Source organism: Neisseriales bacterium (assembly GCA_016699915.1).
Taxonomy (GTDB): Bacteria; Pseudomonadota; Gammaproteobacteria; order Burkholderiales; family Q3-R57-64; genus Q3-R57-64.
The window spans coordinates 108,519-128,982 of sequence record CP064990.1 but is presented as its reverse complement, the minus strand read 5'-3'; the positions used below and the strand labels follow the sequence as shown (position 1 = coordinate 128,982).

General features: G+C 41.7%; 17 protein-coding genes and 1 tRNA gene. 11 read left to right on the top strand and 7 right to left on the bottom strand.

All coding sequences use genetic code 11. The features are described from left to right. The first annotated feature begins 37 nt into the window (after positions 1-37). The 7 genes from hydA to IPK86_00605 all read left to right on the top strand — a co-directional run bounded on the left by hydA (position 38) and on the right by IPK86_00605 (position 7,090). Positions 38-1,492 (top strand): dihydropyrimidinase, encoded by a 1,455-nt coding sequence (gene hydA, locus IPK86_00635; protein QQS17010.1) that lies wholly within the window; start codon positions 38-40, stop codon positions 1,490-1,492. Between the two features lie 78 nt (positions 1,493-1,570). Next, positions 1,571-2,545, top strand: a complete 975-nt coding sequence (locus IPK86_00630) for a 2-phospho-L-lactate transferase (GenBank protein ID QQS16753.1) — start codon at positions 1,571-1,573, stop codon at positions 2,543-2,545. 2 nt (positions 2,546-2,547) lie between these two features. Continuing rightward, positions 2,548-3,210: a 2-phospho-L-lactate guanylyltransferase gene (gene cofC, locus IPK86_00625; GenBank protein ID QQS16752.1), complete on the top strand. Its 663-nt coding sequence runs from the start codon at positions 2,548-2,550 to the stop codon at positions 3,208-3,210. 5 nt (positions 3,211-3,215) lie between these two features. Next, complete coding sequence (gene cofE, locus IPK86_00620; GenBank protein QQS16751.1) at positions 3,216-4,004, top strand: coenzyme F420-0:L-glutamate ligase; 789 nt, start codon at positions 3,216-3,218, stop codon at positions 4,002-4,004. Continuing rightward, positions 4,001-4,678: an NADPH-dependent F420 reductase gene (npdG, locus tag IPK86_00615; GenBank protein QQS16750.1), complete on the top strand. Its 678-nt coding sequence runs from the start codon at positions 4,001-4,003 to the stop codon at positions 4,676-4,678. The genes cofE and npdG overlap by 4 nt, the downstream gene beginning before the upstream one ends. A gap of 94 nt (positions 4,679-4,772) precedes the next feature. Next, the gene (locus IPK86_00610) at positions 4,773-5,777 is read left to right on the top strand and encodes a TIGR03842 family LLM class F420-dependent oxidoreductase (GenBank protein ID QQS16749.1); all 1,005 of its coding nucleotides are present in this window, start codon (positions 4,773-4,775) and stop codon (positions 5,775-5,777) included. Between the two features lie 68 nt (positions 5,778-5,845). Continuing rightward, positions 5,846-7,090, top strand: a complete 1,245-nt coding sequence (locus tag IPK86_00605; protein ID QQS16748.1) for a Zn-dependent hydrolase — start codon at positions 5,846-5,848, stop codon at positions 7,088-7,090. A gap of 62 nt (positions 7,091-7,152) precedes the next feature. Here IPK86_00605 and IPK86_00600 read toward each other — a convergent pair whose 3' ends face one another. From IPK86_00600 to IPK86_00590, 3 genes are all read right to left on the bottom strand, one after another. Next, positions 7,153-7,734 carry an N-acetyltransferase gene (locus IPK86_00600; GenBank protein ID QQS16747.1) on the bottom strand — a complete coding sequence of 194 codons (582 nt, stop codon included), beginning with the start codon at positions 7,732-7,734 and terminating at the stop codon, positions 7,153-7,155. Between the two features lie 83 nt (positions 7,735-7,817). Continuing rightward, positions 7,818-8,882, bottom strand: coding sequence for a Gfo/Idh/MocA family oxidoreductase (locus tag IPK86_00595; GenBank protein QQS16746.1), 1,065 nt, complete (start codon positions 8,880-8,882; stop codon positions 7,818-7,820). A gap of 567 nt (positions 8,883-9,449) precedes the next feature. Continuing rightward, a complete protein-coding gene (locus IPK86_00590) occupies positions 9,450-11,588 on the bottom strand; it encodes a cation-translocating P-type ATPase (protein ID QQS16745.1) in 2,139 nt (712 codons plus the stop codon). A 230-nt stretch (positions 11,589-11,818) separates the two neighbouring features. Between IPK86_00590 and IPK86_00585 the strand changes: the two genes are divergently transcribed. Together IPK86_00585 and IPK86_00580 are read left to right on the top strand one after the other, a co-directional pair. Continuing rightward, entirely contained in the window at positions 11,819-13,405 is a 1,587-nt protein-coding gene (locus IPK86_00585) for a YdgA family protein (GenBank protein QQS16744.1), read from the top strand. A gap of 25 nt (positions 13,406-13,430) precedes the next feature. Further along, positions 13,431-14,117, top strand: coding sequence for a tetratricopeptide repeat protein (locus tag IPK86_00580; protein QQS16743.1), 687 nt, complete (start codon positions 13,431-13,433; stop codon positions 14,115-14,117). Positions 14,118-14,168: 51 nt separating this feature from the next. On the opposite strand, the gene IPK86_00575 is transcribed toward IPK86_00580, so the two are convergent. Together IPK86_00575 and rsmI are read right to left on the bottom strand one after the other, a co-directional pair. Next, positions 14,169-14,253 (bottom strand) — tRNA-Leu (locus tag IPK86_00575). A 58-nt stretch (positions 14,254-14,311) separates the two neighbouring features. Beyond that, the gene (gene rsmI, locus IPK86_00570; protein ID QQS17009.1) at positions 14,312-15,139 is read right to left on the bottom strand and encodes a 16S rRNA (cytidine(1402)-2'-O)-methyltransferase; all 828 of its coding nucleotides are present in this window, start codon (positions 15,137-15,139) and stop codon (positions 14,312-14,314) included. A 261-nt stretch (positions 15,140-15,400) separates the two neighbouring features. On the opposite strand from rsmI, the gene IPK86_00565 reads away from it, so the two are divergent. Together IPK86_00565 and map are read left to right on the top strand one after the other, a co-directional pair. Continuing rightward, positions 15,401-15,988: a BON domain-containing protein gene (locus IPK86_00565; GenBank protein QQS16742.1), complete on the top strand. Its 588-nt coding sequence runs from the start codon at positions 15,401-15,403 to the stop codon at positions 15,986-15,988. Between the two features lie 77 nt (positions 15,989-16,065). Further along, positions 16,066-16,854, top strand: coding sequence for a type I methionyl aminopeptidase (map, locus tag IPK86_00560; protein QQS16741.1), 789 nt, complete (start codon positions 16,066-16,068; stop codon positions 16,852-16,854). 11 nt (positions 16,855-16,865) lie between these two features. On the opposite strand, the gene IPK86_00555 is transcribed toward map, so the two are convergent. Both IPK86_00555 and topA read right to left on the bottom strand, forming a co-directional pair. Continuing rightward, on the bottom strand, positions 16,866-18,125 hold the full coding sequence (locus tag IPK86_00555; protein ID QQS16740.1) for a glutamate-5-semialdehyde dehydrogenase: 1,260 nt from the start codon (positions 18,123-18,125) through the stop codon (positions 16,866-16,868). Between the two features lie 40 nt (positions 18,126-18,165). Then, positions 18,166-20,448 (bottom strand): type I DNA topoisomerase, encoded by a 2,283-nt coding sequence (gene topA / locus IPK86_00550; GenBank protein QQS16739.1) that lies wholly within the window; start codon positions 20,446-20,448, stop codon positions 18,166-18,168. Between the last annotated feature and the right edge of the window lie 16 nt (positions 20,449-20,464).

The window sequence follows — 20,464 nt, the reverse complement described above, 5'->3', positions numbered from 1 at the left end:
TGAATCGCGCTGCCTAATGTTTGAATGGGGTGAGATGATGAAAAATATTTTAATCCAAGGCGGAATAGTTGTTAATGCTGACTGTACCGCACGTGCCGACGTATTATGTGTCGGACAGCATATCCATGCCATTGGTACGGATATAGCCGTACCTGCTGACACGCAAGTTATTGATGCATCAGGACAGTATGTTATGCCAGGTGGTATTGATCCACATACCCATATGCAATTACCGTTTATGGGCACCGTAACAAAGGATGATTTTTTCACGGGCACCGCAGCAGGACTAGCGGGTGGTACGACAACTATCATTGACTTTGTGATTCCAGGCGTTAAACAGCCACTAATGGAGGCTTACCATACTTGGCGTGACTGGGCAAAAAAATCAGCGGGAGACTATAGTTTTCACGTTGCAATTACTTGGTGGGATGATAGCGTACATACGGATATGGGCACCCTCGTCAAAGAAGAGGGTGTCAACAGCTTTAAACATTTCATGGCCTATAAAAATGCCATTATGGCTGACGACGAAACATTGGTTAACAGTTTCCGTCGTTGTTTGGAGCTTGGTGCTGTACCTACCGTGCATGCTGAAAATGGTGAACTGGTATTTCGGCTACAAAAAGAATTACTCAAACAAGGCATTACGGGACCGGAAGGTCACCCATTGTCCCGCCCGCCTATTGTAGAAAGTGAAGCAGTACATCGTGCTGCAACCATTGCTAAAGTTTTTGGCGTTCCACTTTATATCGTGCATGTCTCTTGTCGCGAGGCCATGGAGGTCATTGCTCGTGCACGCTTAGCCGGGCAACGCATTTTCGGAGAAGTGGTTGTAGGGCATCTTGTGATTGATGATAGCGTTTATCGTAACCCAGATTTCACTTTCGCAGCTGCTCATGTCATGAGTCCACCATTTCGTGCTCCAGAGCATAAAGAAGCACTGTGGTCAGGCTTAACAGGTGGTAATTTACATACCACAGCCACAGACCACTGTGTGTTTTGCGCTGAACAAAAAGCAATGGGGCAAAATGACTTCACAAAAATCCCAAATGGTTGTGGCGGTGTTGAAGAAAGAATGACCGTCATATGGGATGCTGGTGTTAATACGGGTCGACTAACGCCTTCAGAATTTGTAAAAATTACTTCAACCAATGCTGCACAGATATTTAATCTCTATCCACGTAAAGGAGCTGTGGTTGTCGGCGCAGACGCCGATTTGGTTATTTGGGATCCAGAAGGCACAAAAACGATCTCAACCAAAACCCATCACAGTAAAGGCGACTTTAACTTATTTGAAGGCAGAATAGTAAAAGGCATACCTACCTATACAATCAGTCACGGTAGGGTGGTTTTCGAAAAAGGAGATTTGCGTGCCGAATCAGGTGCTGGTCAATATCTCAAACGTCCACCTTTTAGCCAGATGTTTGATGCTGTCAAAATCGCCAATCAGCACAGTAAGCCTGTTGCAGTAAAAAGAGTAAGTCGGTCGTAAGCTAAGAAGTGATTTAGGTATTGTCTATCTAACCAGCCCACTGTGCATTATAGCAAGTGGGCTGGTTAGTTTTGAGTGATGTTTTGTTATGCGAGCTTAATGATGAATGTAGATATGCCCCATGTTGTGTTACTAGCAGGTGGCAGTGGTGGGGCACGCATGGCCAAAGGTCTTGCGCATACATTGCCAGCGGAATATTTGACTGTTATTAGCAATGTAGCAGATGATGAGACGTTTTATGGTTTATATGTTTCTCCCGATACTGATTCTTTGTTGTATACGCTTTGTAATCGCATTAATAAACAGGGTTGGGGCATTTCAGGAGATCGGTATCGCGCCCAAAACATGCTTAAACAGCTTGGATTACCAGTATGGATGGAGCTAGGTGACAGTGATTTGGGTATGCATATTTGGCGCAGCTTACAGTTATCTCAAGGCAAAAATTTAACTGAGGTGACTCTAGAAGCCGCACAATATTTACAGGCAAAAGCGAAGGTGCTGCCAGCTACCAATGATAAAATCACAACAACCCTTACTACAGCAAACGGTTCATTATGTTTCCAAGAATGGTTTGTACGTGAACGTTGCCTACCGAGCGTATTAAAGATTGATTACATAGGTATTACCGACGCACAACCAAGCTTACAGATATTGTCAGCCTTGGAGGCTGCGCACCTTATTATTTTAGCACCGAGCAACCCTTGGTTATCCATTGAGCCAATTTTGAACATACCTATGTTGCGTGATCGCTTACATAATAGAAAGGTGCCTTGCGTGGCAGTATCCCCACTCGTTGGCCAACGAGCTATTAAGGGTCCATTAGTAAAACTGATGACAGACCTAGCATTACCCGTGACTATTCAGTCCATTGCAAAACAATATCAGTCCATGATTGACTGGATAGTTATTGATCGTTGCGATCAACAAGAAAAAAAAGTACTACAAGACATGGGGCTACAAGTACTGGTAACAGACATTGTGATACCAACTATTCGCCAAGCGATAAAATTAGCCAAACAGCTGATTGAACTACCAAACACACAGCATATATAACAATGAATCACGAACTGATCATAGCCATACCGATGAAAAGTCCAGTTTTGGCTAAAACAAGGTTGGCAGAAAATTTATCCGTGATGCAACGACAACAGTTAGCCATCGGTTTATTCGAACATACCGTTGCTTTTTTTCGACAAACTTACCCCGAATTCCCAACTATTGTTGTGACGGCCTCACAACAGGTTGCACAGATCGCCACATCGTTGGCGGCATATGTATTAGATGAAAAAGTAGAAAATGGGCTTAATAATGCTGCAAACCTTGCAAAAAATTGGGCAATGCAAAACAAATTCCAAGCGCTATTGATCGTCCCAGCAGACATTCCTGTACTGCAAAAATCAGAAATGGATAACCTTTTCCAGCTGAGCAAACGTTATGCTGTTGTGATAGTAGAGTCTGTTCACGGCGGAACCAACGCGCTACTTATTTCACCGCCGAATAGTTTAGTGTTCCAATATGGTAAAAACTCTGCCAAAGCCCATGCAACCCTAGCAAAACGCACTCAATTAGATTACTACCAGTTGCAATGCCGTCACCTAAGCCGCGATATTGATACACTGCCTGATCTAATAGCACTTAGCAGTGTACTGCCAAATGATTGTGCTTGGCATACAACGCACCTACCTTCTTGCATACCACAGAATAATCATATGGCATAGTTGACATGCATAACACATATCCATCTTTTACCCTGTTTGCCATACCTGATTTTCCAGAGGTGCGTCCCAACGATTCGCTATCAGCATTGATCAAGCAATCGCTCTTCAACGCTAAGCTACATCTTGCGCCATATGATATCATCGTTGTGGCACAAAAAATTGTTTCAAAAAGCGAAGGGCGTTTTGTTAAGTTATCAACGTTCCCTATTTCTAAAAATGCCCAAGAAATAGCAGAAACAAGTGGTAAAAATCCACATAAAGTACAGGCTATCTTGGAAGAAAGCGCTTGTGTCATGCGGGTTACCAATTCGCCCCCTAACGGCACAATTATCGTGCGCCATAAACAAGGTTGGGTTTGTGCTAATGCTGGCATTGATGAATCAAATCTTGGTCCGTTCTCAAATGAAGATACAGCACTTCTACTGCCGAAAGATCCTAATGCTTCAGCGCAACATTTACAAAATGCGATTGAAAAAATATATGGCACACCGATTGGTGTTGTCATCAGCGATACTTTTGGTCGTGCGTGGCGAAAAGGTCAAGTGAATGTTGCGCTTGGCTTGTCGGGAATACCAGCAATTATTGATTTAATAGGCAAGTACGATGCTTATGGTAGACTCTTGACAGTTACACAACCTGCTTTTGCTGATGAGTTAGCAGCAGCAGCTGGACTACTGATGCAAAAAGCATCAAGCACCCCTGTTGTAGTGATACGTGGCCTTAAATGGCAAAGCACAACAAAAGCTTCTGCAAATGATTTTATCAGATCAATCGAAGAGGAGTTATTTACATGAAAATCGCTATTTTGGGCGGAACAGGTCCACAAGGACAGGGATTGGCCATGCGTTTTGCTTTGGCTGGCGTTGAAGTTGCTCTAGGCTCTCGAGACACGCTGCGTGCTCAAGAAATTGCCAACCATTTAAATCAAACCTTGCAGCAACACCAAAAAGCTTATCAGGCTATCCAAGGTATGGATAATATCAGCGCCACAAAAACTTCAGAACAATTTGTTTTGCTGGCCGTTCCTTTTAGTGGGCATGACGTAACCCTCAAAACCGTACAACAAGCATTATCAGGTAAAATATTGGTAGATGTTGTTGTGCCGCTCGCAGAGGGCAATCCACGTGTTTACGCACCACCTAAAGCAGGATCAGCAACTGAACAAGCACAAAATCTCCTCGGCGAAAACATAAAAGTCGTTGGTGCGCTACACAATGTCTCTGCTCATACACTAAATAATTTAGCAACATTGATAAATTGCGATGTGTTAGTATGCGGAGATGATCAATTCGCTAAGGACGAAACGATCGCATTGGTTAGCAAATTAAATGTCCAAGCTTACGATGGTGGATCTTCAGTTAACGCAAGATGTATTGAGGCTATCACGCCTATTTTGATTCGCTTAAACATATCCAAAAAAGTCCCTTTTTCACATGCTGGTATTAAAATATGGGCACCGAGTAAATAGCATCTTTACACATCGACAATAATGCGCTGTTCTATCGTTGTTGTCCTGTTAAATTGATTGTAACTTATTGGAGTAATCTTATTGGAGTAATATTATGAAATTTGGTATCTGTTTTAAAGGCTTCATTGAAGCTGATCGTGCACGTTATTTAGCGCGTATGGCAGAGTATGCGGGATTTGAATATTGCTGGTTTTATGATTCGCACATTCTTTGGCGAGAATGCTATCCTGCAATCGCCATGTGTATGGAACACACCACTAAATTGCGCTTTGGGCCGCTTGTTACAAATCCAGATGTCAGAGACTGGTCTCTTGCCGCTTCGCTTTTTGGTTCATTAGCAAAGCAAAGTGGTGGTCGTTTTGAAATTGCAGTAGGTCGCGGAGATAGTTCCCGTCGAGTTATGGGTAATAAACCTGCCTCCTTAGAGCGCGTTGCAGAGTTTGTACATAAAGTCAAGGCAATGGTGCGCGGCGAAGAAGTTACTTATCCAGAATGCCCTAACCCAGTTAAATTTCCTTGGTCAGTAGGCTACGATATGCCAGCTTGGATCGGTGCTTATGGACCTCAAGCACTCAAATGTGCAGGCGAACATGCAGATGGAGTCGTTCTACAGATTGCTGACGTTGGGTTGTGTAAATGGTTTGCTGAACAAGCTATCGCTGCAGGAAAAGCAGCGGGTAGAAACATGTCTCAATACCAGGTGATGTCAGCAGCACCCGCTTACTTTGGCTCTCTAGACAAGTGTCTTGAAGCAACAAAATGGTTCCCAGCAATGGTTGGTAACCATGTTGCTGACATCGTTGATAAATACGGTAAAGACACAGCCTTGGTACCAAAAAGTCTAACCAGCTATATTGAAAAACGTCGTGGATACGATTACTCCAAACATGGACAAAGCGACAATCCTTTCCTTGATTTTATCACACCAGATGTTGTCGAAAGTTTCTGTATATTGGGTGAACCCGAACAGCATGTTAAGAAAATTAAACAACTTGAAGAAGCAGGTGTCACACAATTTAACATTTACTTAGACAGTGGCGATGAAGAAAACATTGTCTTTAATTACGGCAAACATGTGATACCCAAGTTTAGAAAATAAAGCGTGCTTCGTTCTATTATTTAGTTGGCAAGATTGATCGTTTTTGCACATAAATTTTAGGAGTTACCATGCAGATTGATAGTTCAATAAAAATTGACGGCAACCGTTTATGGCAATCTTTGATGGATTTGGCCAAATTTGGTGCCACACAAAAAGGTGGTGTATGTCGTCTAGCGTTAACTGATTTTGATAAGCAAGCCCGCGATCAACTGATCGCTTGGGGACGCGAAGCGGGTTTAACAATTACCATTGATAAAATTGGGAATATCTTCATGCGTCGCCAAGGAGAAAACCCCAGTTTACCGCCTGTTGTGATGGGTAGTCATATTGATACGCAACCATCGGGTGGCAAATTTGATGGGAACTTCGGTGTATTGTCTGGATTGGAAGTCATTCGCACTCTTAATGACAAAGGCATTAAAACAAAGGCACCACTTGAAGTAGCGGCTTGGACAAACGAGGAAGGATCACGCTTTGTGCCGGTGATGATGGGTTCTGGTGTATTTAGGAAAGCGTTTACATTGGAACATGCTTACGCTGCAAAAGATGTTGATGGGAAAAGCGTTGGCGAGGAACTCAAACGGATCGGTTATATTGGTGATCAAGAACCGGGAAATCATCCGATTGGCGCTTACTTTGAAGCACATATTGAGCAAGGTCCCGTCTTAGAAGCAGAAAATAAAACCATCGGCGTCGTTCAAGCTGTGTTAGGTTTGCGCTGGTACGATTGCATCGTACAAGGTCAAGAAGCTCACGCAGGCCCAACCCCGATGAATCAGCGCAAAGATGCCCTGCAAGCTGCAACACGCATTATGCAAGAAGTCATTACTGTCGCCAATCGGTATCCACCACATGGCCGTGGTACAGTAGGGTTTGTGCAGATGTTTCCCAACAGCCGTAATGTCATTCCTGGGCAAGTGAAGTTTTCAGTAGATTTGCGCAACATCAATGATGACCTACTCAATAAAATGGATAAGGACATTCGCGCATTTATTGATCAAGTCAGCATACAAACGGGACTTACCATTACACTAACCGAAGTATCTTACTTTGCTCCTACCCCATTCCATGAAAGTTGCACTAAAGCGGTGCGGAAGGCCGCTGAAAAATTTGGTTACTCACATATGGACGCGGTCTCTGGTGCAGGTCATGATGCAGTATATATGGCACATATGGTACCAACTGGTATGGTCTTTATTCCTTGTAAAGATGGTATTAGTCATAATGAGATCGAAGAAACCAAACCAGAAGAAGTCACAGCGGGTGGCAATGTGTTATTACATGCAGTGCTTGAGTTAGCGGGTACGGCTTAATTGGTATTATTTTTGAAAACAGCAAATCCATTAAAGGTTTGCTGTTTTTTTTATGCACAAACTTATCCAGCAGTCATAAGCTGACAGGACAAGTCAGTTAGCCGATATGTCTTTTGGCATTGTGCACATTGTTGCTGGCCTGTTTGATTAACCAGTCTTTCTCCACACTGACATATCCAGCCGACTAATCTTGCAGGTACACCCAACATAACCGCATAAGATGGCACATCATGTGTTACAACAGCTCCTGCACCTATAAAAGCGTATTCTCCGATAGTATAACCACATACGATTGTGGCATTAGCACCAATAGAAGCGCCTTTTTTAACGAGAGTATGCCGATAGACATGCTTGCGACTTATATGACTGCGTGGATTCAGCACATTCGTAAAAACCATTGATGGTCCGCAAAAAACCTGATCTTCCAAAGTCACTGCATCGTAAATGGAAACATTGTTTTGTACCTTAACATGGTTGCCAATGACAACGTCATTACCAACATAGACATTCTGCCCGAAAGAACAATGCTCACCAATCACAGCCCCGCCACAGATATGCGCCCAGTGCCAAACGCAACTTCCAGCACCAATGTGGGCACCTGAATCAATAATAGCTGTTGGATGTATTGTTACTAATGCTCTCATGCGCCTTAACTTCAATGATTTCAACGATTAAAAGTTTTGATATCGCAAAATACTGACCAACCCTTATAAATCTTTATAAAACATCAGCGCTCCAGCGGCAAACTAATTTTTTGCCCCATTTTTGCAGAGCGATACATAGCTGTGAGCAATTCCAGGGATTTTAGTCCTTCTTTGCCATCTGTGTAAGGTTGTGTTCGACCTTTAAAAACATCTATCACATTTTTATAGTAACAAGTATGGCCAAATCCATAGACACTGTTTGTATCATAGCTTGCCGCTTTTGCTTGTTCATCCATCAGGCTCGGCTCACTAAACTCCCAGTGTTGTATCCTATTAACAGCAACACCACCTATGCGAACCGTGCCTTTTTCTCCGATGACGGTAATAGATCCTTCAAAATTTTTAGGGTACGTTAACATCGTCACATTGATGCTACCCAAAGCACCAGAGCACCACCTGATACTCACTGCACCCGTATCTTCGGCCTCAATATCTCGTGCCAATGTTGCTGTATAAGCCTGCACACTCTCAACAGGACCCAATAACCATGTTAATAAATCAACATAATGACTGGCTTGGTTCATCAAGGCGCCCCCATCCAACTGCCATGTTCCACGCCAACTTGCTAAATCATAATAAGACTGGGGACGATACCAAAATACATTGATAGTTACCATAAATATGCGCCCAAAACGCCCGGTTTCTAAAGCTTGTTTGAGCAATTGTAAGGTAGCATTGTGACGATTTTGTTTAACAACAAAAAGCAGTCGCTGAGCATCATCTGCCGCTTTGACCATTGCTAAACCATCCTGCCACAATGTGGCCATCGGTTTTTCGCTGACCACATGTAATCCACGACTCAAGCATCGTATCGCTTGTGGTGCATGCAGCCCTGATGGTGTAGCAAGAATCGCAACGTCAGCTGTAGTTCGTTCTAGTAATGCCTCCAAATCAGCATATATATTAACTGGCATCTGCTGCTGTACAGCTTGTAAAGCATCTCGATTCACATCACAAATATCCACCAAATCTGCTTCATTAGGAAATGCTGTTAGTGCTTTAATATGATTGGCTGCGATACGACCACACCCCACAAGCGCAAATCGAATAGGGCGTTGCTTAATAAGCTCCACAGGAAGTTGTGACATAGTTTTATGCTTCAAAGAAATGTGGGTGCTATCATAGTAGTTTTTTCTTCCATTAAGCAATGTATATTTCGAAGTAACCGCTATCCCTTTAAAACACTTTAGGATCATCAGTAGATGAATATGGCCTAGCGATTGTAATCACGAAGCTATTTATCGTTCAAATAATTCAAATTAAATGACTGTGTTTTTGAGTAAAAAACCCTTAATTTAATTGCGCACTAAATAGCGTAGTCGAATAATACAACCATTGAGCATAGAAGAGAAAAACACTATCATTAATTGATGATGTATAAGGAATAATGTTTCAAGACTCGCACATCACGTATAACATAAAATTAAGGCAACATTTCTAGGGTTGGCTAGAAATTTCAAAACTGACTATGGATATATATTTGCCGCCTTAATGGCAATCCAACTTTTATCACAACCGCATATTAATTAGTTTGCCTTATTATAAAATCTGGCGGTTGATCAGTAACATTTCCTTAATAAGGAAATAGCAAACTATTCATTCATTTTCTTTGTCTAGCAACATTAGGCCGCCTCACTATTTTACGAAAAAAACTGTCAATGTCTATCACAAGGTAGTGTCTTGCGTAATATTTTTAGGCCGTTTGCAGCAACCAACAAGTTGGTTCCCATATCTGCTATAACCGCCATCCACATAGCACTATAACCAAAAATTGTAGCGATGATAAACAACAATTTGGCGCCCAGCGCTAACGCAATATTTTGTTTTAGCACAAACATCGTATAACGAGATAACAATATAAAAGTCGGAATTTTACGTAAATCGTTATCCATAAACACCACATCTGCCGCACCGATTGTCGCGTCAGCACCTTCTTTTGCCATAGCAAAACCAACATTTGCACAAGCAAGTGCCGGTACATCATTTACGCCATCTCCAACCATGCCTACATGGTGATGTTGCCGTATCAGATCAGCAATAACTTCTGCTTTTTGAGCTGGTAAAAGGTCACTTTTAAACTGCGTAACGCCCACTTGGCTGGCAATATTTTTGGAAATAGCGGCATTATCTCCTGATAACATCAAGGTTTTTAAGCCCATGTTGCGTAACCCATTAACAACTGATTTGCTGGTTGGGCAAATCGGGTCAGTAATGCTAAATATCGCTAAAATAGTGTTGTTGTCTGCCAAAAGCACAGTGCTTTCCCCTGCTTTGTTGAAGGCATTAAGTTTGTCATCAAGGCGCTGGGTAGATATATGAAGAGATCGGATCCATCGCTCACTACCCAAGTAATAACATTTTTTATCAAAATGACCCGCAACACCACAACCAGGCTTGGCAGAAACGCTATGTATCTTAAGCTCAATGGGCAGCTCCTTATACTGTTGTTGGTAAGCAACAACTGCCCTGGAAAATGGGTGAACAGAACGTTTCGCTAAAGAGCTTGCAATATTTAATATCACTGTTTTATCCGACTGAACACAAACAAATTCATTAACAACAGGTTTGCCAAGAGTAAGGGTACCCGTTTTATCAAAAACTAAGTAATCAAGTAATCTTCCCTGTTCCAAAAATACACCCCCTTTGATCAAAATGCCCTTCCGCATAGCAAGCGTTAGACCACTTACAATCGTCGCAGGAATAGCAATAACCAGTGCACAAGGGCAAGCTGTAACTAATAGAACAAGCGAGCGGTATAACCAATCTAACCATTTGTGATCAAAAATGGGTGGGACAATAGCAAGTAATGCTGCAAAACAAAAAATAACAGGTGTATAAATACACGCAAAACGTTCAATCCAGCGTTCAGTTGGCGCGCGATTAACTTGCCAAGATTCAGCACTATTCACCATACGCGCTAGCGTTGAATGACGCTCATCGGCGGTAACCGTATATTCCAACTCATTTTCTTGGTTGATAGATCCCGCAAATAATTTATCGCCCGGCTTGACACCTACTGGGGCGCTTTCTCCGCTAATCGAAGCAAGATTCACCGTGGAGAATCCGGTATCTATAACACCGTCCAACGGTACACACTCACCAGCTTTCAAGCGTATTTTGTTTTTTATTTTAATGTCAGAAACAGCAATCAGTTGCCAGCAGCCAGAAGGTTGCATAACTTCAGCTTGTTTAGGAGCAAGCGCCATGAGCGAATGTATAGTGTGTCGAGTGCGCACAACCGATCTTGTTTCAATTTGCTCCGCTACAACATATAAAATCACGGTCATCGCCGCTTCTGACCATTCTTGTATCAAGAATGCACCCGTTGCTGCCACACTAACTAACGCATTAATACTGATGTTTCCATGCAATAAAGCTATCCACCCTCTTTGATAGGTAGTTAGCCCACCCATGAGTAATGCTATGATAGATAACGAAGCGCCCAACCAAGGTATTGATGTTGGAGTCCATTCCAAAATTTCCGCACTAAGCGCTAAAATGCCAGCCACAATTAATCGCAACCAACCACTATGCCATTTCCATTTGTTGGATTGAGATGGCATTTCTGCCCGAAGACCTAGTGCCGCTATTTCTTTCACCAACACATCAGTATTAGCAAGACGGTGATAAACAGTAAGTTCACTTTTTGCTAAATCAAATACCAGGTTTTCGATGCCCGACAATCGTCTCAGCTTATCGCGAATAAGCATTTCTTCCATCGGGCATTCCATACCAACTACACGGTATATCGTTTTATTAACCAATGTTTTTCCTATCCACTTAGTTGGTTTCATACTAATGAGGACGTAACATTTTTATGATAAGTCAAAATTTTTTATGTTTAATGGGTAAGTGGGTAGATAATATTGGGCAAACCCCAGTTCAATCTTAGCATTGGGTATTAGTGTATAGCATTAAGTTATCAAAAGACGCTAATTTTTTGTTATCAAGCTGTCGCAAAATCAAGGTAAAATGGCTCAGTAATATTTATTACCTAGATATGTAGGCAAGATATAAAACCTGTATGGACAATGCACGTAAAAAAAAATTGCCCATTCTGAAAATCAAAAAACAGATCAGGCAGCCTTTCTTCAAAAAAAATGCGAGGCTTTTGGTAGCAATTATTGCCATTATTTTCGTTTTATACGGGGGAGCTACCTACTGGTTTGGCAAAAAAGCAGAAGAAACTTTTTGGCACCAGTACCATCTTGTTAAAGATTCACCATTTTTTGAAGTTAAGAGTTACGCTTATCAGCGTGGTCTCTTACGTTCCTATGCTCAGATGGAATTAGGCATAAAACCACATGCGCTAAAGCCTTACAAAGATTTATTACCCAGCCATTTGCGCACATTATTCCAACAAACTATTCGTTGTTCACAAACTATTCAGCATGGACCTATTTTGTATGAAAGCGGCCTGCGCTTTCACTTTGGGCAAGCTTTGGCAACGGTTCGCTTTAAGATGAGTGCTCAAACTCAAGCAGCACTCAAACATCTATTTAATAAAGTAGAACCGATTGTCATCAAACATCTCATTCGCTTTTCGCAAAATGGACAACTTTCTATTCGAATTCCTGCTTTTAGTTACAACGAAATTTTGTCTGGTATCAATATAATATGGCATGGCATGCATATTGCAGTGGATCATAAGAAAGACTTTTCGACTTACAGCGCAACGATTACTCTGCCTCATGCAGCATTAACTATCCCTAACATTGGCAATATACAAATTGATCAGTTACGCCACCTTATCCAAAAGGAAAACTTGCCTAACGACGCTACATTACTCAAATCTGAATTGAACATTCAACAAGCCAACACAAAATGGAAGCTCCATATTACAGAACATGATCAGTTCAATAAGTGGATGCCTTGGCTTAATTATGCCAAAAAGATAGTTGATTTTATCGATTTGCAGCACTCCGCTTATCCATCTGCCGTTTCTTTAAAAAATTTTCGGTATCGCCTAGACACCAAAACGATCCATCAATTCGTCGATACAAGAGGTATTTTACAATTTGATCAATTGGTACTAGATGACAAAGCATGCGGTGCAATGAAGCTAGATGTAACAGCAAGCCATCTTTACGCACCAGCTCTATCGAAAATATGGGCGGCACTAAAGGAAACGCTAACGCCGTTTACAGAATACGATGAAATAGGCACAATTTATCTTGCTGCCCTCAAAAAACATGGTTCAACGTTACTGCTACATGAACCAAAAATTACGCTCAATACCCTTACCGTAAAAAGGAAAGATGGCGTAACTACCATAACAGGTTATATCTTAATACCCAAATTACCGCTTCAATTTAATAGCACACAGTTATTTAAGCGTTTAGCAATCCAAGTTGATATCAAAATGCCACGCAAAACACTTGAAGACCTAGTGGTCGCACAAGCCAATCACTTATTTTTAATGCAAACAAAAAACCCTTCCAGGGCCGCATTGATTGAAGTAGAAAATCTCACGAGAAGCTTATTTGGCTTACAAATTCAAATGTTGAACGCAAGAGGTTTTATTGAAGAAAACAATGAACAGTTAATCACGCAAATCATATTAAAAAATGGTAAGCTCACGCTCAATCATCAGAAAGTGGCTTTACCTTAAGCGCAACTCGTCCTATGATACGCTCATGAAAACTATTTTCTCCTTATTTTTTTGTTTATTACTTACTGCTTGCGCAACTAGCGGTGAAGTCGAACAGATTAACTTTAACACTACAAAGCGCCTCAATGAATTAGAAAGTCGACTCAATAACCAAAAACTTATGGAGCTATTTCAAGCCGTGGAACGTCATGAGCAACAATTAACGCTCATGCGTGGTGATATTGAAACAATGCAGCATGATTTATCTGAAACTAAAAAACATCAAAAAGACCTATACAGCGACCTTGATAATAGGATCAGTGAACAAAATATCGCACAAAAAAATAATGTTTCTGCTAAGGATATGTCAGAAAAATTCAATCTTACCGCCTCATATAAACATGCTATGGAACTAATTAATAGCCGCCAATTTAACCTAGCATTGCCTATACTTACTCAAATTATTGCTTCGCATGATCAACCAAATTACATTGCTGATGCAGGTTTTTGGATAGGTATTACTTATACAGGACTTAACGAATTTAACAAGGCAATTGAAGCTTATAAAAACTTCTTGCATCATTTTCCAAGTCATCCCAAGGCTCCTGAAGCACTTTTCAATATTGCCAGCTGCTACCAAACGCTTAACCAAGAAGATAAAAAAGAAGCGACGCTAAAAGAGCTAATAAAACGCTACCCCAACAGTAATGCTGCCAAACAATATAAACGGTGAGCTAGGCTTCAATCGGTAGCTTAATAACGCAGCGTTTGTTGTGCAAAATAGTGGTGCCCAGGGACGGACTCGAACCGTCACACCTCACGGCGGGGGATTTTGAGTCCCCTGCGTCTACCAATTTCGCCACCTGGGCTTTGAACGAGAATTCTACCTTGCGATACAGGTGATTGCAAATCAACTTGGGTATTGATCTATTCATTACGCAATGTCAGCGCCAAGTGATACAATGATTTTTTGGGAGCACGGGTAATTTGGTGGGTCAATTGAACGGCCTGCTTAATAGGTAAATTAAGCAGCAAAATTCGCAATACTCTATCGGCTTCTTTTGTTAATTCTGCTCTATCCGTTTTGGGAAGTTGTTCAGGACAGATGATGAGCGTCATTTCGCCCCGTTGTTGATAACAATCTTTTCTAACCCATGCTAGAAGCTCGCCAGCAGGCATACGCATAATCGTCTCAAAAGCTTTCGTTAATTCTCTCCCTAAAATCAGTTGTCTATTTACGCCTAGCATCTTAACAATATCTGATAACAAACTAATGATGCGATGCGGAGCCTCATAACATATAACAGCATAATCCACTGCTCTCCAGCGTTCTAAATATAAGCAACGCTGTATAGATTTAGCAGGCAAAAAACCTTGGAATAAAAAAGAATGAGCTAGCACACCACTTGCTGACCATGCTGCAACTGCTGCACAAGGACCTGGCACAACACTCACACAAAATCCGTCACGCCATATAGTATCCGCCAACCGAGCGCCAGGATCAGATAAAGCTGGCGTTCCTGCATCAGATAAATACACCACAATGTTGTTGTCTGATAACCAGCGACAAACCTTTTTTGCCATAGCCTGCTCATTATGCTCTCGCACACTTACTAAATGCGTTGACAAGCCACAGGCATTTAATAAACGGCTTGCTATGCGGGTATCTTCAGCACAAACAATATCTGCGCAGGCTAATCCAGCCACTGCACGCGCACTCAAATCGGTTAAATTGCCAATAGGTGTAGCCATCATATAAAGCACTTTCGGAACAAAATATTGGCGCGCTGTTTCACTTAAGTCTAAAAAGGACATAGAATTAGGCTGTTATGATTGTTAAGGGATCTATCATAAAGTGATATATATCAAAATAGCGATCACGAAATCAAAATTAATGTCAAAATAGTGCTATGGTCATGACTATCCAAGAAATTACAATGGCAAATACTGATGACACCTAATAGGTTTTGCTCCCTGTTTATAAAGCCATACTCTTTGCGTACCAGATTTCGCTATATGCGTTGTTTGGTGAGCTGGCTAGCAGGATTTGGGCTTATATTGCAGTTATCTGGCTGTGCCTCGTTGTTAGCCACAACAGTAGGCGGAGTCGCTATAGGAAGCACTGTTGCCGCCGCTAAAGATCGCCGGACAGCGGGCGCTTATATTAGCGATAAGGTTATCATTTTTGATATTGCTCAAAAAATTAAAGCAATACTGCCTGATAATCATATTAATGTGGCCAGTTATAACCGAGCTATCCTGCTCACAGGACAAGTATTAAATGATGGCGATCGTGCAAAAGCCGATGCAATAACACGTAATCATCCAGAGGTGCGTAGAGTATTCAATTACATTGATTTAGGCACTCTATCAACATTAAACGCTAGAAACCAAGACACTTGGATAACCGCTAAAGTATATTGCAATTTGCTAGCAGGTAGAGGTTACCCAATTACCCAGCTTAAAATCATCACAGAGCAAGGTATCGTATATCTTATGGGTTTATTAAATGAAGAGGAAACTAGCAAGGTAGCAGAAATTATTAGTCGAACCAAAGGGGTACAAAAAGTGGTCGCAATTACCGAACCCGATTTAGCGTGGTAGATGACCGTAACATGGATACTATTATCGCCCAATATACCACAAAAGAAGGGTAGCGTAATTTGAGCAGGATTGTATGAATGTCTATACCCATTAAGAGCGCTGATGATATTGAAAAAATGCGTACCGCTGGTCGCTTAGCAAGCGCAGTGTTAGACTATATCACCCACTTTGCTAAAGTCGGAGCAACCACAAAAGAGCTCGATTTATTGTGCCATCGCTATATGGTAGATACGCAAAAAACAATTCCAGCTCCCCTCCATTACACAGTAGGTAATTGCCCGCCTTTTCCTAACGCTACTTGTATGTCACCCAATAACGTCATCTGCCATGGTATTCCCAACGATACCCCACTTAAAAGTGGTGATATTCTTAATATTGATATTACCGTCATTAAAGATGGCTTCCATGGCGACACCAGTCGCATGTTTTTGATAGGCAATGTTAGTGAAAACGCAAAACGCTTATGCCAAACAGCCTATGAATGCATGTGGGCAGGTATCTATGAAGTAGTACCCAATGCAACATTAGGAGATATCGGCCACGCTATTCAAACACTGGCCGAAAAAAACGGCTACAGTGTGGTGCGGGAATTTTGTGGGCATGGTATTGGGCGTCAATTTCATGAGCCACCACAAATACTGCACTATGGCTACCCACACATGGGCATGAAACTGATACCTGGCATGATATTTACTATTGAGCCCATGATTAACCAAGGTAAGCGCCATGTTTCGCTTTCAGAAGATGGATGGACTATCGTCACGAAGGATCGCAGCTTGTCTGCGCAATGGGAGCATACAATCTTGGTAACAGAAAGTGGATATGAGGTATTAACCCTATCCGATGAACCCAAAAATATAGCTTAATTTTGTATCCATCAACTTCTTAATTGCCCATCGCCTAGCACAATCCATTTTTGGCTGGTTAGTCCCTCTAAACCAACCGGACCTCTGGCATGAATTTTATCTGTTGAAATGCCGATTTCTGCCCCCAAACCATATTCGAAACCATCTGATAAGCGTGTTGAGGCATTGATCATGACGCTTGCAGATTCTACTTCTCTTAAAAAACGCTGCGCATGGCTATAATGTTCCGTCATGATGCTGTCGGTATGATGACTGCCAAAAGTATTAATATGTGCAATGGCTTCGGATAGCGATGGCACAATCCGGATAGACAGTATCGGCGCAAGATATTCGGTAGACCAATCAAGGTCTTTGGCAACAACAGCTTGGTTGCCCAGCAATACGCAAGTTTTTTGGCAACCCCGAAGCTCAACACCTTTTTCCCAATAGGCTTTAGCAAGTTTGGGCAGGATAATGGGCGCTACCTCCTCTTGTACGAGGAGCGTTTCCATTGTATTACAAGTGCTGTAGCGCTGCGTTTTGGCATTCAAAGCAATAGCAAACGCTTTGTCTAAATTGGCATACTGATCAATATAAACATGGCATATCCCATCCAAATGCTTAATAACAGGCACATATGCCTCACGACATACGTTTTGTATTAATCCTTTGCCCCCCCTAAGTACAGCAACATCAACAAAGCTAGTCATTTGAACCAATAATGTTACAGCAAGATGATCGGTTACACCCAAAACTTGAATACCATGATGCGGTAACTTGGCTTTCATTAGACCTTGTTGCAAACAATGTGCAATAGCTTGATTGCTTAGCAGAGCATGTTTGCTACCACGTAAAATCGTAGCATTGCCAGATTTAAGACATAAAGCCGCTGCATCAGCCGTTACATTAGGCCGTGCCTCATAAATAATAGCAACTACCCCTAAGGGTGATCGCATTTTGCCTACTTGGATACCAGAAGGACGATAAACCAGATGGCTGATTTCTCCAATTGGATCGGGCAATGCTATAATTTCGCGTATACCTTCTGCCATTTTTTCAATAGCAGTTTGATCAAGCATTAGGCGCTCAATCATTGGCTGCGACAAATGTTCTTGTTTTGCCTTCGCAACATCTTGTTGATTAGCCGCAAGCAATTCATCGCAGCGCTTTAAAAGTGCTTCAGTAGCTTCATATAAGGCTTGATTTTTTTGTTGCGTTGAAGCGCAAGCTAACGCCCTACTAGCTAACTTTGCTTGCTGACAAATAGCAGATACTTGTTGCTCAATATGCATGGCAATTTCGTTTCAAATGACTAAAAATTTGTTTTGGCAACTATTCATCCGGTGTATGAATAGGAACACTATAAACACAATTTTTTTGTGGACACCGCTTGCTGTGACCAGATCGTTTAGTCGTTTTTTGTATGAGAATAGACCATCCGCAAGTAGGACATGATTCATTAAGGGGCTTATCCCATAAAGCATACTGACAACTAGGATACATGCTGCAACCATAAAATAGTTTACCGTAGCGACTTTTTTTTGTGATAAGGCGCCCTTGTTGACACAAAGGACAAGCTATCCCGGTATCTTGAGGCTTTTCTAAGGGTTCGCTGTATTTGCATTGTGGGTAATTCGTGCAACCTATAAACTTACTGTAGGATCCATTTTTAATTAATAAATCTCCTTGGCATACCGGACAAGTACGCCCCTCCAGCATGGAATTTTCTTCTGTTATCTGTTGCGCGCTAATACCATTTATATTATGCGTGTAACGACAATCTGGATAACCTGAACACCCCGCGAAACGACCGAGTTTCCCAAAACGCAATAGCATGGGTTTACTGCATTTTGGGCAGACTTCATCTAAGGATTCAGTAGTTACTTCCATACGCGTTAAGCTTGCTTTCGCAGAAATTTGCCCAGAAAAATCACGCCAAAAACCATGGAGTAAAGTTATCCAATGGCCATTACCTGTTGCAATATCATCTAGCTGATCTTCCATATGTGCCGTAAAGTTATAATCAACATATTGCGCAAAATGCTCGGTAAGAAACTTATTAACCACTTCCCCTGTATCAGTAGGCGTAAAACGTTTCTTCTCAAATGCAACATATTTGCGATGCTTGAGTGTAGAAATAATGGACACATAAGTAGAAGGTCGTCCTATACCGTATTCTTCAAGTGCCTTAACCAAAGAAGCCTCATTAAAACGTGCTAAGGGCTGTGTGAAATGCTGCTCACCATAAATCGCATCAACTGTTAATAACTCCCCTTCTTTAAGAGCGGGCAAATCTACATTATCGCGATCCTCTTCATCTGATATTCCTTCTGCGTATTGATAGATAGATAAAAAGCTTGGAAAAATTAACACCTGGCCTGTTGCACGAAAAATCCCTTCACCCAATTTAAGATCCACTGTTGTAGCTTCAAAAATAGCGGGGGACATCTGACAACTAATTGTGCGCTTCCAAATGATGTCATACAATCTGTACTGATCTTGGGTTAAGTAAGGTTTTAGCTTATCCGGAGCACGGTCAATTGAAGTAGGTCGAATAGCTTCGTGTGCTTCTTGGGCATTTTTAGTTTTATTCTTAAATAAAATAGGTTTGGCTGGTAGACAATTTGCTGGATAATTCACCTGAATATAGCGACGCAGATCCAATAACGCCTCTTTTGCTAGCGTTACAGAATCAGTACGCATGTAGCTAATCAGGCCTACCGTTTCTTGGCCAATATTCACACCTTCATATAATTGCTGCGCAACACGCATCGTCTTATCAGTCGTCATGCCTAGCTTATGGGAAGCTTCTTGCTGCAAAGTTGAGGTGGTAAAAGGGGGGGCAGGATTACGTGTTTTTTTCTTGTTTTGAATTTTAATAACACGTGCCATTTTTTCAGCAAATTGCTCGATCAAAGCCGATTTAATAGCTTCATTAGGAATATCGAACTGTGCTATTTTTTTGCCATTTACTGCCATTAACTTGGCAAATAGTTTTTGGCTACCTTTGTGGCTGCTCAGATGAACCGTCCAATATTCCTGTGTCACAAAATCACGAATCATTTGTTCGCGCTCGCAAATTAAGCGCAGCGCAGGACTTTGCACGCGTCCTGCAGATAAACCACGGCGAATTTTTTTCCAAAGTAGTGGAGAAAGGTTAAAGCCAACCAAGTAATCCAATGCGCGCCTTGCCTGCTGTGCATCCACTAGTTCCTGCAAAATGTTACGTGGATTGGCAATGGCTTCTTGTACTGCATCCTTGGTGATTTCGTGAAAAGCTAAGCGCTTTATAGTCTTATCCTGCAATATTTTTTTGCTACGCAGAATCTGGGTAATGTGCCACGCAATTGCTTCGCCCTCACGATCCGGATCAGTTGCTAAATAAACACATTGTGCATTGCGTGCAGCATTGACAATAGCATTGATATATTTAGTATGACTAGCAATGTTTTGGTATTTCATTGCAAAATCATTATCCACATCTACGGCACCATTTTTGGGTACTAAATCGCGTACGTGCCCATAAGACGCTAGAATTTTAAAGTTGTTGCCCAAATACTTACCAAGTGTCTTGGCTTTGGCGGGCGATTCAACAACAAGTAGATGGCTGGACATAACCTTATTCTGTGAT

Bases quoted from the DNA above. Each gene is read 5' to 3' on its own strand.
- hydA (QQS17010.1), top strand. From the start codon at position 38: ATGAAAAATATTTTAATCCAAGGCGGAATAGTTGTTAATGCTGACTGT.
- IPK86_00630 (QQS16753.1), top strand. From the start codon at position 1,571: ATGTTTTGTTATGCGAGCTTAATGATGAATGTAGATATGCCCCATGTT.
- cofC (QQS16752.1), top strand. From the start codon at position 2,548: ATGAATCACGAACTGATCATAGCCATACCGATGAAAAGTCCAGTTTTG.
- cofE (QQS16751.1), top strand. From the start codon at position 3,216: ATGCATAACACATATCCATCTTTTACCCTGTTTGCCATACCTGATTTT.
- npdG (QQS16750.1), top strand. From the start codon at position 4,001: ATGAAAATCGCTATTTTGGGCGGAACAGGTCCACAAGGACAGGGATTG.
- IPK86_00610 (QQS16749.1), top strand. From the start codon at position 4,773: ATGAAATTTGGTATCTGTTTTAAAGGCTTCATTGAAGCTGATCGTGCA.
- IPK86_00605 (QQS16748.1), top strand. From the start codon at position 5,846: ATGCAGATTGATAGTTCAATAAAAATTGACGGCAACCGTTTATGGCAA.
- IPK86_00600 (QQS16747.1), bottom strand. From the start codon at position 7,734: ATGAGAGCATTAGTAACAATACATCCAACAGCTATTATTGATTCAGGT.
- IPK86_00595 (QQS16746.1), bottom strand. From the start codon at position 8,882: ATGTCACAACTTCCTGTGGAGCTTATTAAGCAACGCCCTATTCGATTT.
- IPK86_00590 (QQS16745.1), bottom strand. From the start codon at position 11,588: ATGAAACCAACTAAGTGGATAGGAAAAACATTGGTTAATAAAACGATA.
- IPK86_00585 (QQS16744.1), top strand. From the start codon at position 11,819: ATGGACAATGCACGTAAAAAAAAATTGCCCATTCTGAAAATCAAAAAA.
- IPK86_00580 (QQS16743.1), top strand. From the start codon at position 13,431: ATGAAAACTATTTTCTCCTTATTTTTTTGTTTATTACTTACTGCTTGC.
- rsmI (QQS17009.1), bottom strand. From the start codon at position 15,139: ATGATGGCTACACCTATTGGCAATTTAACCGATTTGAGTGCGCGTGCA.
- IPK86_00565 (QQS16742.1), top strand. From the start codon at position 15,401: ATGCGTTGTTTGGTGAGCTGGCTAGCAGGATTTGGGCTTATATTGCAG.
- map (QQS16741.1), top strand. From the start codon at position 16,066: ATGTCTATACCCATTAAGAGCGCTGATGATATTGAAAAAATGCGTACC.
- IPK86_00555 (QQS16740.1), bottom strand. From the start codon at position 18,125: ATGCATATTGAGCAACAAGTATCTGCTATTTGTCAGCAAGCAAAGTTA.
- topA (QQS16739.1), bottom strand. From the start codon at position 20,448: ATGTCCAGCCATCTACTTGTTGTTGAATCGCCCGCCAAAGCCAAGACA.